We start from the raw sequence: 16,250 nt of genomic DNA on the forward strand, positions 1-16,250 counted from the left end.
TTTGCGTTCGATCCGACACGGAGGGTGATGGCGTGGAACTGCTGGCGCGGGCACGGGAGCTGAAGCCGGACCTGGTGCACTACGCGACCGAGGGCAGGTTCGCCCGCGAGTTGACCGCCGTGCTCGACCGCTTCTACGCCGACGGCCCGGCCGGCGACGAGGCCACCGCCTTCCTGCCGATCGACTACTTCGCCCACCAGCACCGCCTGGCGGGCGGAGACACCATCATCGACCGCTATCTCGGCGACCACCCCGGTCTCGGAGCCGACGACCGCCGGTTGCTGCGATCGTGGAAGGAGGTCGTCGAGGGAGTCTTCGAGGTCACCGGCCGCCACGGCCCGTCGGTGCGCCTGTTCAACCTGGTCGACGAGCTCACCTACCGCGCCTACTCCAACCTCGGCGACCACGCCTTCGAACCCCTGTCCAAAGGTATGTACGTCGTCGGCAGGCTGATCCCGCTCGGCCCCGACTGGCTGATCAGCGCCACCCCGTCGGTCCACACCGAGCAGGCCCGCGACACGCTCGTGCCGGTCGCCGCCCACGTCGCCCTGGACAACCCCGCCTACGCCTTCCGCAACCCGTTCATCCTCGCCGAGGCCAGACGGGCGCAGGCCGAGCACCGCCGCTGCTTCATGGCCCACTTCGGCGCCGACGAGGTCGTCATGCCGGGCGCGCAGGTGGCGGAGCGGCTCGGCGGCTACCTCGACCACCAGCACGAACAGCTCGGCGGGCGGCGCGAGGACCTTGAGGTGCCCGAGCACGTCGCGCGGGCGGAGACGGTCGCCCTCATCTTCGACGAGCACGACGGGCTCGGCTACTACACCGACTTCGGCCGCCTGGCGGAGATCTTCGAGCGCCCCGAGCTCGCGATCAGGCGAGAGTCACGCGAACTGCTGACCGCCTACCTCAAGGGCGAGGCGGTCTCGCCCGTGCCCCTCGTACGGCTGGCCGAACGCGACCACGCCAAGGCCGACCGGGTGTTCGCCCGGCTGCTCGGCCGTTCCGGCTTCGCGTGGGCGCGCAGCGGGCAGGCCCTGCTGCGCACCCACAAACCGGGCTACTTCGAGGGACCGCGCCTGCCGACGGTCGCCCCGATGACGCGGGCGATCGCCGAGCATCTGGCCTCATGAGGTGCCGAGCACCTCTCGGCGCAGGCGGGTCTTGAGGATCTTGCCGCCGGGGTTGCGCGGCAGTTCCTCGTCGCGGAACCAGTAGTGCACGGGCACCTTGAACTTCGCGATGCGGCCGAGGAGGAACTCCCGCAACTCGTCGGGGGTGGCGGTGGCGCCGGGCCGCAGGCGTACGACCGCGCCGACCTCCTCGCCGAGTTCGTCGTGCGGGACCCCGATCACGGCGGCGTCGTCGACGGCGGGGTGCTCGAACAGGGCTGACTCGACCTCGGCGCAGTAGACGTTCTCGCCGCCCCTGATCAGCATGTCCTTGGCCCGGTCGACGATGTACACGAAGCCGTCCGGGTCGATCCTGGCCAGGTCTCCGGTGTGCAGCCAGCCGCCGGCGAAGGTCTCCGCCGTGGCCTGCGGCCGGTTCCAGTAGCCGAGGATCACGTTGGGCCCGCGCAGGCACAGCTCGCCGACCTCGCCCGCCGGCAGTTCTTCACCCGCCGGGCCGAGCACGCGGACATCGACGACGGCGCTCGGCAGGCCGACGCTGTCGGGTCTGTCCCGGTAGTCGGGGCCGCCGATGCCGATGGCCAGTGCGGTGGTCTCGGTCAGGCCGTAGCCGTTGGACGGCGAGCGTTCCGGCAGCCGCTCGGTGATGCGCTCCAGCAGCTTGGGGGGTGCGGGGGCGCCGCCGTACCCGACGGTGGTCAGCGAGCCCAGGTCGTAGGTGCCGAAGGCGGGGTGCGACAGCAACTGCCAGGCGTTGGTGGGTACGCCGAGGAGGGTGGTGACCCGTTCGCGCTCGATGAGCCGCAGCGCCCGCCCGGCGTCCCACTTGTACATGAGGACCAGCCCGCCGCCGGTGAACATGGTGGTGGTGAGGGCGGAGAAGCAGCCGGTCACGTGGAACAGCGGCACGGTCAGGAGCGTCACCCTGCGCACGCCGGCGGCGGCCGCGAGGTCGTGGCCGGCGAGCGCGACCGCGCGCAGGAGGTTGTAGGCGACGGTCATCGGCGACTGCCCCAGGTTGCGGTGGCTGCCGAGCGCGCCCTTGGGCCTGCCGGTGGTGCCCGAGGTGTAGAAGATCGTGGCGGGGTCCTCGGGGGACAGTTCGACGGCGGGCAGGCTGACCTGCGCCGGGATCTCGCCCATGAGCTCGTCCAGGGAGCGGGCGCCCTCGGGTGCCGCGCCGCGCGCGACGATGAGGGGCACGCCGGTCGAGGTCAGCCGTGCGGCGCGTTCCCCGTCGGCGACGACGACCTTGGCGCCGGAGTCCGCCACGCCGTAGGCGAGCTCCCGCTCGGTCCACCAGGCGTTCAACGGTACGGCGATCGCCCCGGCGGCCAGTGCGGCCGAGAAGGCGAGCACCCATTCGGGGTAGTTGCGCATGGCGATGGCGACCCGGTCGCCCTTGGCGACGCCGTACTCGTCGACGAGGCGGCGGGCGAGGACCGCGGTGCGGCGGAAGTGCTCCTCGTAGGTGAGGCGCTCTTCCTCGTAGACGAGGAAGACCTTGTCGCCGTGGAAGCGGCTCATCTCCAGCAGGGCGCGGAAGTGGCCGGGGGCGTGCTTCCAGGTGCGTACCCCGGTGTCGTCGAACTCCTCCATCTCGAAGAGCTGTCCTGGGGCTGTGAGCTGGGCCTGGACCTCGGCATGGCTGATGGTCATGGGCAGAACTCCCGCAGGGGGCTAGGGATCCGTGCACCCACAGTACCGACCAGTAGGTATGTCGCACCAGGGTTTGGGTGACGCGGAGTCATGCAATGAACACGCAGGTCGGCGCGTCTCACGATCTGAGCACGGCGGGCGTCGCGGCTTGCATGTTCATCATGGGGAGGGCATCATCTAGACAGCAAGAACATGAACAATGATGCATGAATATGCAGGAGGTCGGCATGAGAGCGGCGATCGCCGGGGCCAGCGGCTACGCCGGGGGAGAGCTGCTCAGACTGCTGCTCGGCCACCCCACCCTGCGCATCGGCGCCCTCACCGCCGCCTCCAGCGCGGGCACCCCGCTCGGCGACCACCAGCCCCACCTCCCGCAGCTGGCCTCCCGTCTCATCGAGGAGACCACGCCGGAGACGCTCGCCGGTCACGACGTGGTCTTCCTCGCCCTGCCCCACGGCCACTCCGCCGCCGTCGCCGCCAGGCTCGGCGACGAGTGCGTGGTCGTCGACTGCGGCGCCGACCACCGGCTCACCGACCCCGCCGCCTGGCAGGAGTTCTACGGCGGCGCCCACGCGGGAAGCTGGCCGTACGGGCTGCCCGAGCTGCCCGGCCAGCGCGAAGTCCTCAAGGGCGCACGCCGGATCGCCGTCCCCGGCTGCTACCCGACCGCCGTCACCCTCGCCCTGCTCCCGGCCTACGCGGCCGGGCTGGCCGAGCCCGAGGTCGTCGTGGTCGCCGCCTCCGGCACCAGCGGCGCGGGCAAGGCGCCCAAGGCCCATCTGCTCGGCAGCGAGGTCATGGGCTCCGCCAGCGCGTACGGCGTCGGCGGCGTCCACCGCCACACCCCCGAGATGGAGCAGAACCTGGGCCGCGTCGCGGGCACCCCGGTGAGCGTCTCCTTCACACCGGTGCTGGCCCCGATGAGCCGAGGCATCCTGGCCACCTGCACCGCGCCCGCCGTCCCCGGCCTCACCGCGAAGGCCCTGCGCGAGGCGTACGAGGACGCCTTCGCCGCAGAGCCGTTCGTGACCCTGCTGCCCGAGGGCCGCTGGCCCGCCACCGCGACGACCTACGGCGCCAACACCGCCGCCGTGCAGGTGACACTCGACCGGCGCGCGGGCCGCGTGGTCGCCGTCATCGCCATCGACAACCTCACCAAGGGCACCGCCGGGGGCGCGATCCAGAGCGTCAACCTCGCCCTCGGCCTGCCGGAAGAGCTCGGTCTCCCGACGACAGGAGTCGCTCCATGAGCGTTACCGCACCACTCGGATTCAAGGCCGCGGGGGTGGCCGCCGGCATCAAGGCAGCGGGCAGCCGTGACCTGGCCCTCGTCGTGAACGAAGGACCCTCGCGAGCCGCCGCCGGAGTCTTCACCGCCAACCGGGTGAAGGCCGCGCCCGTACTGTGGTCCCAGCAGGTCGTGCGCGGCGGCCGGGTCGGCGCCGTGGTCCTCAACTCCGGCGGCGCCAACGCCTGCACCGGCCCGGCGGGCTTCCAGGACACCCACGCCACGGCGGAGAAGGTGGCGGCCGCCCTCCAGGACTCCGCAGGCGAGATCGCCGTCTGCTCCACCGGACTGATCGGCGAGCGGCTGCCCATGGACGCCCTGCTCACCGGCATCGAGACGGCCGCCGAGCAACTCTCCCGCGACGGCGGCCTGGCCGCCGCCGACGCCATCAGGACCACCGACACCGTTTCGAAGATCTCCTTCAAACGCGGCGACGGCTACATGGTGGGCGGCATGGCCAAGGGCGCGGGCATGCTCGCCCCTGCGCTGGCCACCATGCTCTGCGTGATCACCACCGACGCCGACGTCTCCAGCGAGGACCTCGACACCGTGCTGCGCGCGGCCACCGAGAAGACCTTCGACCGGCTCGACGCCGACGGCTGCATGTCGACCAACGACACCGTGCTCCTGCTCGCCAGCGGCGCCGCGGGCGTCAGTCCCGACCTGAAGGAGTTCGCCGCCAAGGTCACGGAGGTCTGCGCCGACCTCGCCCGCCAGCTCCTCGTGGACGCCGAGGGCGCCTCCAAGGCCATCGCGATCGAGGTCGTCGGCGCCGCCTCCGAGCAGGACGCCGTCACGGTCGGCCGCGCCGTGTCACGTTCCAACCTGCTCAAGTGCGCCATCCACGGCGAGGACCCCAACTGGGGCCGCGTCCTGTCGGCCGTCGGCACCACTGATGCCGTCTTCGAGCCCGAGCGCGTCAACGTCGCCATCAACGGCGTCTGGATCTGCCGGGGCGGCTCCATCGGCGACGACCGCTCCAAGGTGGACATGCGCCCCCGCGACGTCACGATCACCGTCGATCTGTCGGCGGGCAGCCACTCGGCCACGATCCACACCACCGACCTGACCGCGGACTACGTCCACGAGAACTCGGCGTACTCCTCGTGAGGACCCACGCCGCCCTGTCCAAGGCGGAGACACTGGTCGAGGCACTGCCCTGGCTGGCCCGCTTCCAGGGCGCCACCGTCGTCATCAAGTACGGCGGAAACGCCATGACCGAGGACGCGCTCAAGGCGAGCTTCGCCGAGGACGTCGTCTTCCTCCGCTACGCCGGCCTCAAGCCCGTCGTCGTCCACGGCGGCGGCCCCCAGATCAGCAAGGCGCTCAGCCTGCACGGCATCGAGTCCACCTTCACCGCCGGGCTGCGCGTCACCACCCCGGAGGCCATGGAAGTCGTCCGCATGGTCCTGGTCGGCCAGGTCAACCGCGAGGTCGTCGGACTCGTCAACCGGCACGGACCCTTCGCCGTCGGCCTGTCGGGCGAGGACGCCAACCTGTTCACCGCCGAACGCACCCACGCCGTCGTCGACGGCGAGCATGTCGACATCGGACAGGTCGGCGAGATCGTCGACGTCGACACCGGAGCCATCCACGCCCTGCTCGCGGACGGCCGCATCCCGGTCGTCTCCAGCGTCGCGCGCGGCGAGGACGGCCAGATCTACAACGTCAACGCCGACACCGCCGCCGCCGCGCTCGCGGTCGCGCTCCAGGCCGAGAAGCTCGTCGTCCTCACCGACGTCGAGGGCCTGTACGCCAACTGGCCCCACGACACCGACGTCATCGACCAGCTCAAGGCCGCAGAGCTCGAAGAGCTCATGCCGACGCTGGCCAGCGGCATGGTCCCCAAGATGGGCGCCTGCCTGACCGCCGTCCAGGGCGGCGTCCCGCACGCCCACGTCCTCGACGGCCGCGTCCCCCACTCCCTCCTGCTCGAAATCTTCACTGACGAAGGAATCGGAACCATGGTGATGCCCTGATGTCCCTCTACGAGAGGTTCGAGAAGTCCTTCATGCCGAACTACGGCATCCCGCCGGTCGCGCTCGCCCGAGGCGAGGGCAGCCGCGTGTGGGACGTGGATGGCAACGAGTACCTCGACTTCATCGGCGGCATCGCGGTCAGCTCCCTCGGCCACGCCCACCCCGCCCTCGTCGAGGCCGTCGGCACCCAGGTCGCCACCCTTGCCCACACCTCCAACCTCTTCCTGCACGAGCCGGAGGTCCTGCTCGCCGAGCGGCTGCTCGGCCTGCTCAAGGCACCCGGCCGGATCTTCCTCGCCAACTCCGGCACCGAGGCCAACGAGGCCGCCTACAAACTCGCCCTCAAGTACGGCAGACGCGAAGGCCGCAGCTACTTCGTCGCGGCCGAGAACGGCTTCCACGGCCGCACCATGGGCGCCCTGTCCCTGACCGGGAAGAAGGCCATCCGCGACCAGTTCGGACCCTTCCCCGTCGAGGTCAGGTTCGTCCCCTACGGCGACGCCGCCGCCCTGCGCGAGGCCGTGGGCGGCGAGTGCATCGCCGTCTTCCTGGAGCCCACCCAAGGCGAGGCCGGCGTCGTGCCCCCGCCGGACGGCTACTTCGCCCGGGTCAGGGAGATCTGCGACGACACCGGCTCGCTCATGGTGGCCGACGAGATCCAGTCGGCCATCGGCCGTACCGGACACTGGTTCGCCCACCAGGCCGAAGGCGTCACCCCCGACATCCTCACCTTGGCCAAGGGACTCGGCGGCGGCCTGCCCATCGGCGCCTGCGTCGGCTTCGGCGACGCCGGCACCCTGTTCGCCAAGGGCGACCACGGCTCCACCTTCGGCGGCAACCCGGTCTCGTGCGCGGCCGCGCTGGCCGTCCTCGACACCGTCGATCTCGAACACGTGCAGAAGGTCGCCGTGCAACTCCGCAGCGGCCTGGAGGCCGTCGAGCACCCGCTGCTCAAGGGCGTGCGCGGGCGCGGCCTGTGGCTCGCCCTCGTCCTCACCGCCGATGTCGCCCCCGGCGTCCAGGCGGCCGCCGCGCGCGCGGGCTTCCTGGTCAACGCCCTGCAGCCCGACGCGGTCCGCATCGCGCCGCCGCTCGTCGTCACCGACGCCGAGGTCCAGTCCTTCGTCGAGGCCGTGCCCGGCATCCTCGCGGAGGCGGCCGTATGACCCGCCACTTCCTGCGCGACGACGACCTCACGCCCGCCGAGCAGGCGGAGGTCCTCGACCTGGCCGCCGCCATGAAGAAGGACCGCTACGGTTACCGGCCCTTCGAGGGCCCGAAGACCGTCGCCGTCCTGTTCGACAAGCCCTCCACCAGAACCAGGGTCTCCTTCGCCGTCGGCATCGGCGAACTCGGCGGCCTGCCCCTCGTCATCGACGGCGGCGCCTCCCAGATGGGCAGGGGCGAGCCCGTCGGGGACACCGCCCGCGTCCTCGAACGCCAGTGCGCCGCCATCGTCTGGCGCACCTCGGGGCAGGACCAGGTCGAGGCCATGGCGGCCGGCACCGGCGTGCCGGTCGTCAACGCGCTCACCGACGCCTTCCACCCCTGCCAGACCCTCGCCGATCTGCAGACCGTCCAGGAGCACTTCGGCACCCTCAGGGGTCGCGCGCTCGCCTACGTCGGTGACGGCGCGAACAACATGGCCCACTCCTATCTGCTCGGCGGCGCGACGGCCGGCATGCACGTGCGCGTCGGCGCCCCGCTGGGATTCCAGCCCGACGCTGACATCCTCGACCGGGCCGCCGCCATCGCCGCCACGACCGGCGGCTCGGTCCTCTCCGTCAGCGACCCGGCCGCCGCCGTCGCAGGCGCGCACGTCCTCGCCACCGACACGTGGGTCTCCATGGGCCAGTCCGGCAAGGACGAACGCGTCGCCGCCCTGATGCCGTTCCAGGTCAACGACGAACTCCTGACGCACGCCGCCCCCGACGCGATCGTCCTGCACTGCCTGCCCGCCTACCGGGGGTACGAGATCACCGCCGAGGTTCTCGACGGCCCGCGCAGCGTCGTCTGGGACCAGGCGGAAAACCGGCTCCACGCCCAGAAGGCGCTGCTCCACTGGCTGGTGAACGCGGCGCGATGACCATCCCCATGACCAAGGCCGCCCGCCAGGCGAAGATCACCGAACTCCTGGAACGGCGGGCCGTACGGTCCCAGCCGGAACTGGCCAAACTGCTGGCGGAAAGCGGCGTCGAGGTCACCCAGGCGACCCTGTCGCGCGACCTCGACGAACTCGGCGCGCTCAAACTGCGCGCCGAGGACGGCTCCCTCGTGTACGCCCTGCCCGGCGAGGGCGGCGGCCGGATCCCCCTGGCCCGGCTCGGCACCGGCGAGACACCGGCCGCCCGCCTGCACCGCATCGCCGAAGAACTGCTCGTCTCCGCCGAGGCCAGCGCCAACCTGGTCATCGTCAGGACGCCGCCGGGAGCGGCCCACTTCCTCGCCTCCGCCATCGACCACGCCGACTGGGAGACGATCCTCGGCTGCGTGGCGGGCGACGACACGATCCTCGTCATCACCCGCGACCCGCAGGGCGGGCAGACCGTCGCCGAGGCCATGCTGCGGATCGCGGACCGGCGGGGCTGACCGAAACAGACACGCCGGGTCCTGCCCGGCCCAGGGTTTCGTCCCGCAGGCGAAGATCAATACGGCCCGGGACGCGAAGAAAGGCTGAGGTGCACTATGGTCGCGGGGGACTTCGCAGTGGACATTGAGGAGCTGACGGTGAGTGAAGGCAAGCCGATGCGGCTGTGGGGCGGACGCTTCGAAAGCGGCCCGTCCGACGCGCTGACCCGGCTGTCGGTGAGCGTGCACTTCGACTGGCGGCTCGTGCCGTACGACCTGGCGGCGTCCAGGGCGCACGCGCGCGTGCTCAACCGGGCGGGCCTGCTCACCGACGACGAGCTCGCGCGTATGGTCGGGGCGCTCGACGACCTCGAACGCGCCTGCAAGGCCGGAGAGTTCCGGCCGACCATCGCCGACGAGGACGTGCACACCGCCCTCGAACGCGGACTGCTCGAACGCCTCGGCTCGCTCGGCGGCAAGCTGCGCGCGGGCCGCTCGCGCAACGACCAGATCGCCACCGACCTGCGCCTCTACCTGCGCGACCACGTCCGCACCATCGTCTCCCGCCTGGTCGAGCTGGAGACCGCGCTCATGGCGCAGGCCGAGCAGCACGCCGAGACGGCCGCGCCCGGCATGACCCACCTGCAGCACGCCCAGCCCGTGTCCTTCGGCCACCAGCTGCTCGCCCACGTGCACGCCTTCGCCCGCGACATCGACCGGCTGACCGACTGGGACCGCCGCGCCGCCGTCTCGCCGCTCGGCTCCGGCGCCCTCGCCGGATCCTCGCTGCCGCTCGACCCCGTCGCCGTCGCCGAGGAACTCGGCTTCGACACCGCCGCCCCCAACTCGATGGACGCCGTCGCCGACCGCGACTTCGCCGCCGAGTTCCTCTTCGCCGCCTCCATGATCGGCATCCACCTGTCGCGGCTGGGCGAGGAGATCGTCCTGTGGGCCTCGCAGGAGTTCCGCTGGATCGAGATGGACGACGCCTACTCCACCGGCTCGTCGATCATGCCCCAGAAGAAGAACCCCGACGTGGCCGAGCTCGCCCGAGGCAAGTCCGGCCGCCTGGTCGGCAACCTCGTCTCGCTGCTCACCACCCTCAAGGGACTGCCCCTCACCTACAACCGCGACCTGCAGGAGGACAAGGAGCCGGTCTTCGACTCCGTCGACACCCTGCTGCTCGTCCTGCCCGCGATGGCCGGACTGGTCGCCACCATGCGGGTCAACACCGCCCGCCTGCGCTCGACCGCCTCCGACGGCTTCGCGCTGGCCACCGACCTGGCCGAACTGCTCGTCCGCAAGGGCGTGGCCTTCCGCGACGCCCACGAGGCCGTCGGCCACCTCGTCGTCTACTGCCAGGTCAACGACGTGGAACTCGGCGACGTCGGCGACGACGACCTGCTCAAGGTCTCGCCGCACCTCACTCCCGACGTCCGCGACGTGCTCAACGTGCCCGGCGCACTCGCCGCGCGCAAGGCCCAGGGCGGCACCGCGCCCGACCGGGTGCGCGACCAGCTCGCCGCGTTGCGCGAGACCGTCGACGAGCAGGCCGCGTGGGCGGCGGGCTCCTGAAGCCGCTGCCGCGCCGCTTCTTCGACCGGCCCTCGCACGAGGTCGCGCCCGAACTCCTCGGGCGCGTCCTCGCGCACGGCCCGGTCGCGGTGCGGCTCACCGAGGTCGAGGCGTACGGCGGACCCGGCGAGGACCCCGCCGCCCACACCTACCGGGGCAAGACACCCCGCAACGCGGTGATGTTCGGCCCGCCCGGCCACGTGTACGTGTACTTCACCTACGGCATGCACTACTGCGCCAACCTCGTGTGCCTGCCCGAGGGGCACGGCTCGGCCGTCCTCCTGCGCGCAGGAGAGGTCGTCGAAGGCGTGGAACTCGCCCGCTCGCGCAGGAACGGCCCCGCCCGCAAACCGGTCGCCGACCGCGACCTCGCCAGAGGCCCCGCCCGCCTGGCCGTCGCCCTCGGGCTGCACCGCGAGCACAACGGGCTCGACGCCGTCCGCGAACTGTCAGGGCCCGCCGCGCTCGCCGTGCTCGACGGCAGCCCGCCGGACCCCGCGCTCATCCGCTCGGGCCCGCGTACCGGGATCTCCGCCGCCAAGCAGACCCCGTGGCGGTTCTGGATCGACGGTGACCCGACCGTGTCGCCGTACAAGGCTCACGTGCCCCGGCGGCGCAACACCGCCGCCACCTCCGTGGGCGAGGCGCCCAGTTCGTGAGGGCTGAACAGATGCAGATGATCGCCGGTGTCGATCTCCAGCATCTCGCTGCGCCGGCCGAACCTCGTGCGCACGTCCACCGTGACGTCCTGAACCTGCTCCCACGGCACGTGGCGGCGGCCCGCGAAACCGTGCACGACCGTGATGCCGGACTCGTCGGCCGACAGCCGTACGGGCGCCAGCAGATCGCGCAGCGCCATGGCCCCCACCAGCAACGTCGCCGGGACGGCCAGGATCAGTCCGCGCGTGTCGTCCGCGAGCCACCAGTAAACGGCGAGTGCCGCACACACCAGAGCCCCTAGGATCTTGAGCGCGACCAGTTCGCGACGCACCTTCCACATGGGCACCGAGCGTATCCAAGTGGCGGTCATGAGCGCGGATCGGGCAGTCTGTAGCCATCGCCCAACCACTACGCGAAAGCCGGAAACTGTGATCGACATCCTCGACGAGCTCGAATGGCGCGATGTCCTCGCGCAGACCACCGACATCGACGCGCTGCGCCAGGCGTTCGCCGGAGGTCCGATCACCGTCTATGCCGGCTTCGACCCGACCGCGCCCTCGCTGCACGCCGGAAACCTCGCCACCCTGCTGATCCTCACCCGCCTCCAGCGGGCCGGCCACCGGCCGATCGGCCTGGTCGGCGGCGCCACCGGCCTCATCGGCGACCCCAGCGGACGCAGCACCGAGCGCGCGCTCAACTCCAGCGAGGTCGTCGCCGAGTGGGTGGCGCGCATCCGCCGGCAGGTCGAGCGGTTCCTGACCTTCGACGGCGCCAACGCCGCCACCCTCGTCAGCAACCTCGACTGGACCGCCGAGCTGTCGGCCATCGACTTCCTGCGCGACGTCGGCAAGCACTTCCCGGTCAACCGCATGCTCGCCCGTGAGTCCGTCTCCGCGCGGCTCGGCGGCGAGGGGCTCAGCTACACCGAGTTCAGCTACCAGCTTCTGCAGTCCAACGACTACCTGGAGCTCTACCGCCGCCACGGCTGCGTCCTCCAGGTCGGCGGCAGCGACCAGTGGGGCAACATCACCGCGGGCGTCGACCTGATCCGCCGCGTCGAGGGCGCCCACGTGCACGCTCTCACCGGCAAGCTGATCACCAAGGCCGACGGCACCAAGTTCGGCAAGACCGCGGGCGGGGCGATCTGGCTCGACCCCGAGCTGACCTCGCCGTACGCGTTCTACCAGTACTGGCTCAACGCCGACGACCGCGACGTGGTCCGCTTCCTCAGGGTCTTCACCTTCCGCACCCGCGAGGAGATCGACGCGCTGGAGAAGGCCGTGGCCGACCGGCCGTTCGCCCGCGAGGCACAGAAGGCGCTGGCCGAGGACCTCACCACGCTCGTCCACGGTGCAGAGCAGCTCGCCGCCGCGCAGGCCGCGTCGCGGGCACTGTTCGGGCAGGGCGCGCTGGAGGAGCTCGACGCGGCCACGCTGGCCGCCGCGCTCGCCGAGGTGCCCAAGGCGAGCGTGCCCGCGCTCGGCGCGTCGTACGTCGACCTCATGGCCGAGAGCGGGCTGGTGGAGTCGAAGTCCGCCGCCCGCCGCGCGGTCAAGGAGGGCGGGGCGTACCTCAACAACAACAAGATCACCGATGAGGCGTACACGCCGGGGCCGGACGACCTGCTCCACGGCCGCTTCCTCGTGCTGCGCCGGGGCAAGAAGTCGATCGGCGGCGTCGAGGTCGGCTGACCCGTGACGACGAAGGCCGCCTCGTGACATCGAGGCGGCCTTCGCCGTACCCGGGGTCACCCTCGGGGGGAGATCGTCACTCCTGGCCCTCGTCGGGGAGTCCGGCGTCCTTGGCCACGTCGGCGGCCACGTGCGGGTGCGGGCGCTCGCGCTCACCGCGCGCCAGTACGGCCGCGTCCGGGTAGTCGGTCACGAACGCGTCCACGCCGAGGTCCAGGTGTGCCCGGTACTCCGTGAGCGCGTCGCCGTGCTCGGTCGTCACCGTACCGCGCCGGAGCTGCGCGGGCAGGTACTGGTTCTCACTGCGGAAGGTGTACACGCCGATCTTCAGTCCGGCGCGGTGCGCGTCGGACACCAGCGACGTGGGAGCGCCCCAGGTGCCGTCGGAGTTGAGCGGGATGGCGGAGGACTTGTCCGGCCCGATCCACTTGGCGTACTTCGCGATCTTCGCCAGGCCCTCCGGCTTCATCATGTCGGCGTAGGTGGTCGGGTCGTTGCCTGCCACGTGGTCGTACGGCTTGCCCGTCGTGCCGAGTGCCTGCCACAGCGGGACCCGCAGCGCCTGCGCCACCCGCTTCAGGCTCGACGGCTCGAACGACTGCACCACCACCGGGCTGTTGGGACGGTTGAGCCCGTTGCGGCGCACGATCTCGATCAGCGGCTCCTCCAGCGGCAGCCCGATCGAGCGGAAGTACGTCGGGTGCTTGGTCTCGGGGAAGACGCCGATCTGGCGGCCGTGCCGACGCGAGAGCTTCTTGGCCAGGTCCAGTACCTCCTGCAGAGTCGGCACCTGGTAGTAGCCGTTGTAGACGGTGTTGCGCTGGCGGACGGCGGGCAGCCGCTCGACCGCGCGCAGCGTCTTCAGCTCGGCCAAGGTGAAGTCCTCGGTGAACCAGCCGGTGACGTTGCGGCCGTCGATCGACTTGGTCGTCTTGCGCGAGGCGAATTCCGGGCGGGCCGAAACATCGGTGGTGCCGGAGATCTCGTTCTCGTGCCGCACGACCAGGACGTGGTCCTTCGTGGGCACCAGGTCGGGCTCGATCCAGTCGGCGCCCATGGCCACGGCCAGCTCGTAGCTGCCCTGGGTGTGCTCAGGACGGTGACCTGCGGCGCCTCGGTGACCGATGACGACGACCTGCGAGCGCTCCGGCTTGCCGAACGGCTCGGGCTCGGCGGCCGATGCGGGCGAGGCGGCCGCGAGAGGCGTCAGAACGGCGAGGGTGGTGGCTGCGATCTTACGCACGGGGACTCCTTGCGGCGCCAGCGCCGGCGACTCTCACCGGTCGATCACCGCGGCGGTTATGGTACGGACCAAAACCTGCCTTCCGGCGAAGAATCGCGAAATTCCAGGTAACAAGATCAGGATCGGGTGAAGAGGGCCACAGTCAGCCCCGGCAACTCGGCCGAGTGCCACGACGAGGTGAGCGCGAACCCGGCGTCCTGAACGGCCTTCACCCTCGGCAGCTTGGCCGTCTTGGCACCCCGCCACACCAGCCAGACCCGGTCGTGCCCCTCCAGGGCCCGTGCCACGTCGGGGCGCTCGGGGAAACCGAATCCTCCGATGTCGGGCTCAAGACCGCGCCGCAGCACGTCCACAGGGAGCGGGCCCTCGGCGTAGTAGTCGAAACCCGCGCGCACCGAGCTCTGCCCGAAGATCAGCGCGTCGCCGGTCTCGGTGTGGACACGCCGGATCGCACCGGGGAAGTCCTCGAAACGCCCGTTGCTGTCGCGTACGTCCAGATGCGTGGAGAACGCCAGCACCCCGGCGGCCACGAGCACCGTGCCCGCGACCCCGACCCCGAACCGGCCCAGTGACGAGCCCGCGAACGCGGCCAGCAGCGCGAGCGCTGGAGCGGTGACGAAAAGGTAGCGATCCACATACACAGGTGTCACCAGATGCGACACGGCCAGCAACAGCACCGGCGGCAGCACCAGCCAGCCCAGCAGCGCCAGCGCCCACGCCCGCCGGGTACGCCAGAGCAGGGCCGCCCCGACCAACGCCGCCGCGAACAGCAGCAGGCCCACCTCGGCCGCGCCCGCCGCCATCTTCGGGAACTTCAGCAGCACCTCGGGGCCGCGCTGCGGGATCCAGCTGATCGCATGGCGTTCGCCGTACCCGATCAGACCCAGGACGACGGCGGGCAGGCTGCCGGCGGCGAGCGCCGCGAACATGCGCGCGAGGATCGCGCGCCTCACCAGGAACAGATGCGCGGGAACGGTGAGTACCGCGAACAGATGAGTGCTGCACACCAGCGCGACGGCCACTCCGTAGACGACCCACCGGCCCGCACGCGGATTGTCCAGCGCCCGGTGCAGCGCCCAGAAGGCGAACACCACCGCAGCCGCCGCGAAGGCATAGGACCTGGCGAATGCCCCGTAATACGACACCGACGGCAGGACGGCGAGGATCCCGGCGGCTGTCGCCCCCGTCACCTTGCGCTGCAGGCGGCTGCCCAGGTCGGTCAAGAACCACGCGGCGACGCCGATCGCGATCGCGGACGGCAGCCGCAGCCACAGCTCGGCGTCGCCGAACTTCAGCCACAGGTGCATGAACAGGTAGTACGGCAGGAAGTGGCCGTCGATGTGCTGCGCCAACTCCCACAGACCGGACAGCGAGCGCGAGGCCGCGCTGATGGTGGCCAGCTCGTCGCCGTTGAGAGAGGCGCGGCCGGAACCGCTGAGCGCCACGCCGCCGGTGAGCACCGCGACCGGCCACGGAAGCCAGGTGTGGGTACGGGGGACCTGCTGGGCTGGGCGGGCGAGGGTTGCGGCGCTGGTCACCGAGGCAGAATACGCTTGGATCATGACGGATGTGATCGTGTTCGACCTCTATGGGGTTATCGCCCGGAACCAGACAGAGCAGGCGCGAGAGCGACTGGTCGGCCTCTCCGGGGTGCCCGCCGAGCCGTTCTGGCACGCCTATTGGGACTGTCGTCCCGCCTACGACGCGGGGCAGACGGCGGCGGACTACTGGGCCGCCGTCGGGGAGCGGCTCGGCGCACGCTTCGCCGACCCGGCCGCGCTGGCCCACGCCGACAGGGCGAGCTGGTCGGAGGTGGACGAGGAGATGGTGGCGCTGGTGCACGAGCTGGCCGACGGGGGGCGCACTCTCGGACTGCTGTCGAACATCGTCGAGGACCTGGTGCCGGTCTGGGAGGCGCGGCCGGTGCTGGCCCGGTTCGCGGCCGTCACGTTCTCGTGCCGGATCGGGGTGGCCAAGCCGGACCACCGGGCGTACGAGGTGTGCGCGAAGCAGCTCGGCGCGCGACTGGAGGACATCCTGTTCTTCGACGACAACGAGGCGAACGTGCTCGCCGCGCGGGAGACGGGCATGTCGGCCGAGGTCTTCACCTCGCCACGACAGGTCCGTGAGCTGGTGATTTGACGTGGAGCGGATTGCGATCTAATCTTTGTCTTCGCCCCGGGAGCGAGCCGGACGCCGTGTCGGCGGACGGGCCCTGGCGGCGATCCCTTGAGACCATGTCTCGGGCACCTGGAAGATCACCGGAAATCTCGGTTGGTTTTGCTGCGTCCTGCGATGTTGTTTTTCGGGTTTCCTGCATTCGGCTCGAATCACCGCGATTTGACAGTGAATAAGCCGGATGTAAGACTGAATACACAACGAAAGACGAAATGAACGCCGAGTACGCGTCCGTTTCTTGAGAACTCAACAGTGTGTTAAAAGCCAGTGCATGAAACA

General features: G+C 70.9%; 15 protein-coding genes. 11 read left to right on the forward strand and 4 right to left on the reverse strand.

Translation table 11 applies throughout. The annotated features are described in order from the left end of the window. The first annotated feature begins 32 nt into the window (after window positions 1-32). Window positions 33-1,130, forward strand: a complete 1,098-nt coding sequence (locus tag ABD120_RS19615) for a hypothetical protein (RefSeq protein WP_343951381.1) — start codon at window positions 33-35, stop codon at window positions 1,128-1,130. On the opposite strand, the gene ABD120_RS19620 is transcribed toward ABD120_RS19615, so the two are convergent. Then, the gene (locus tag ABD120_RS19620) at window positions 1,125-2,789 is read right to left on the reverse strand and encodes a class I adenylate-forming enzyme family protein (RefSeq protein ID WP_343951382.1); all 1,665 of its coding nucleotides are present in this window, start codon (window positions 2,787-2,789) and stop codon (window positions 1,125-1,127) included. The genes ABD120_RS19615 and ABD120_RS19620 overlap by 6 nt on opposite strands. Before the next feature lie 212 nt (window positions 2,790-3,001). Here ABD120_RS19620 and argC point away from each other — a divergent pair, with 212 nt between their 5' ends. The 8 genes from argC (at window position 3,002) to ABD120_RS19660 (ending at window position 10,858) form a co-directional block, all read left to right on the forward strand. Beyond that, window positions 3,002-4,039, forward strand: a complete 1,038-nt coding sequence (gene argC / locus ABD120_RS19625; protein WP_343951400.1) for an N-acetyl-gamma-glutamyl-phosphate reductase — start codon at window positions 3,002-3,004, stop codon at window positions 4,037-4,039. Beyond that, window positions 4,036-5,187, forward strand: coding sequence for a bifunctional glutamate N-acetyltransferase/amino-acid acetyltransferase ArgJ (gene argJ, locus ABD120_RS19630; RefSeq protein ID WP_343951383.1), 1,152 nt, complete (start codon window positions 4,036-4,038; stop codon window positions 5,185-5,187). The genes argC and argJ overlap by 4 nt, the downstream gene beginning before the upstream one ends. Continuing rightward, a complete protein-coding gene (argB, locus tag ABD120_RS19635) occupies window positions 5,184-6,056 on the forward strand; it encodes an acetylglutamate kinase (protein ID WP_343951384.1) in 873 nt (290 codons plus the stop codon). The genes argJ and argB overlap by 4 nt, the downstream gene beginning before the upstream one ends. Further along, complete coding sequence (locus tag ABD120_RS19640; RefSeq protein WP_343951385.1) at window positions 6,056-7,222, forward strand: acetylornithine transaminase; 1,167 nt, start codon at window positions 6,056-6,058, stop codon at window positions 7,220-7,222. Before argB ends, ABD120_RS19640 begins: the two co-directional genes overlap by 1 nt. Then, on the forward strand, window positions 7,219-8,142 hold the full coding sequence (gene argF / locus ABD120_RS19645; RefSeq protein ID WP_343951386.1) for an ornithine carbamoyltransferase: 924 nt from the start codon (window positions 7,219-7,221) through the stop codon (window positions 8,140-8,142). The genes ABD120_RS19640 and argF overlap by 4 nt, the downstream gene beginning before the upstream one ends. Beyond that, entirely contained in the window at window positions 8,139-8,645 is a 507-nt protein-coding gene (locus ABD120_RS19650) for an arginine repressor (protein WP_343951387.1), read from the forward strand. The genes argF and ABD120_RS19650 overlap by 4 nt, the downstream gene beginning before the upstream one ends. 96 nt (window positions 8,646-8,741) lie before the next feature. Continuing rightward, window positions 8,742-10,199 carry an argininosuccinate lyase gene (argH, locus tag ABD120_RS19655; protein WP_343951388.1) on the forward strand — a complete coding sequence of 486 codons (1,458 nt, stop codon included), beginning with the start codon at window positions 8,742-8,744 and terminating at the stop codon, window positions 10,197-10,199. Then, the gene (locus ABD120_RS19660; protein WP_343951389.1) at window positions 10,181-10,858 is read left to right on the forward strand and encodes a DNA-3-methyladenine glycosylase; all 678 of its coding nucleotides are present in this window, start codon (window positions 10,181-10,183) and stop codon (window positions 10,856-10,858) included. The genes argH and ABD120_RS19660 overlap by 19 nt, the downstream gene beginning before the upstream one ends. On the opposite strand, the gene ABD120_RS19665 is transcribed toward ABD120_RS19660, so the two are convergent. Beyond that, a complete protein-coding gene (locus ABD120_RS19665) occupies window positions 10,798-11,199 on the reverse strand; it encodes a PH domain-containing protein (protein ID WP_343951390.1) in 402 nt (133 codons plus the stop codon). The two genes, ABD120_RS19660 and ABD120_RS19665, sit on opposite strands and share 61 nt — an antisense overlap. A gap of 88 nt (window positions 11,200-11,287) precedes the next feature. Between ABD120_RS19665 and tyrS the strand changes: the two genes are divergently transcribed. Further along, window positions 11,288-12,550, forward strand: coding sequence for a tyrosine--tRNA ligase (gene tyrS, locus ABD120_RS19670; RefSeq protein WP_343951391.1), 1,263 nt, complete (start codon window positions 11,288-11,290; stop codon window positions 12,548-12,550). 76 nt (window positions 12,551-12,626) lie between these two features. Here the strand turns inward: tyrS and ABD120_RS19675 are convergent, their stop codons facing one another. Together ABD120_RS19675 and ABD120_RS19680 are read right to left on the reverse strand one after the other, a co-directional pair. Beyond that, entirely contained in the window at window positions 12,627-13,793 is a 1,167-nt protein-coding gene (locus ABD120_RS19675; protein WP_343951392.1) for a glycerophosphodiester phosphodiesterase, read from the reverse strand. Between the two features lie 116 nt (window positions 13,794-13,909). After that, window positions 13,910-15,331: a glycosyltransferase family 39 protein gene (locus ABD120_RS19680; RefSeq protein ID WP_343951393.1), complete on the reverse strand. Its 1,422-nt coding sequence runs from the start codon at window positions 15,329-15,331 to the stop codon at window positions 13,910-13,912. A gap of 22 nt (window positions 15,332-15,353) precedes the next feature. Between ABD120_RS19680 and ABD120_RS19685 the strand changes: the two genes are divergently transcribed. Further along, a complete protein-coding gene (locus ABD120_RS19685; protein WP_343951394.1) occupies window positions 15,354-15,935 on the forward strand; it encodes an HAD family hydrolase in 582 nt (193 codons plus the stop codon). The last annotated feature ends 315 nt before the right edge of the window (window positions 15,936-16,250 follow it).

The sequence above is a fragment of the Nonomuraea longicatena genome (assembly GCF_039525605.1).
Lineage (GTDB): Bacteria > Actinomycetota > Actinomycetes > Streptosporangiales > Streptosporangiaceae > Nonomuraea > Nonomuraea longicatena.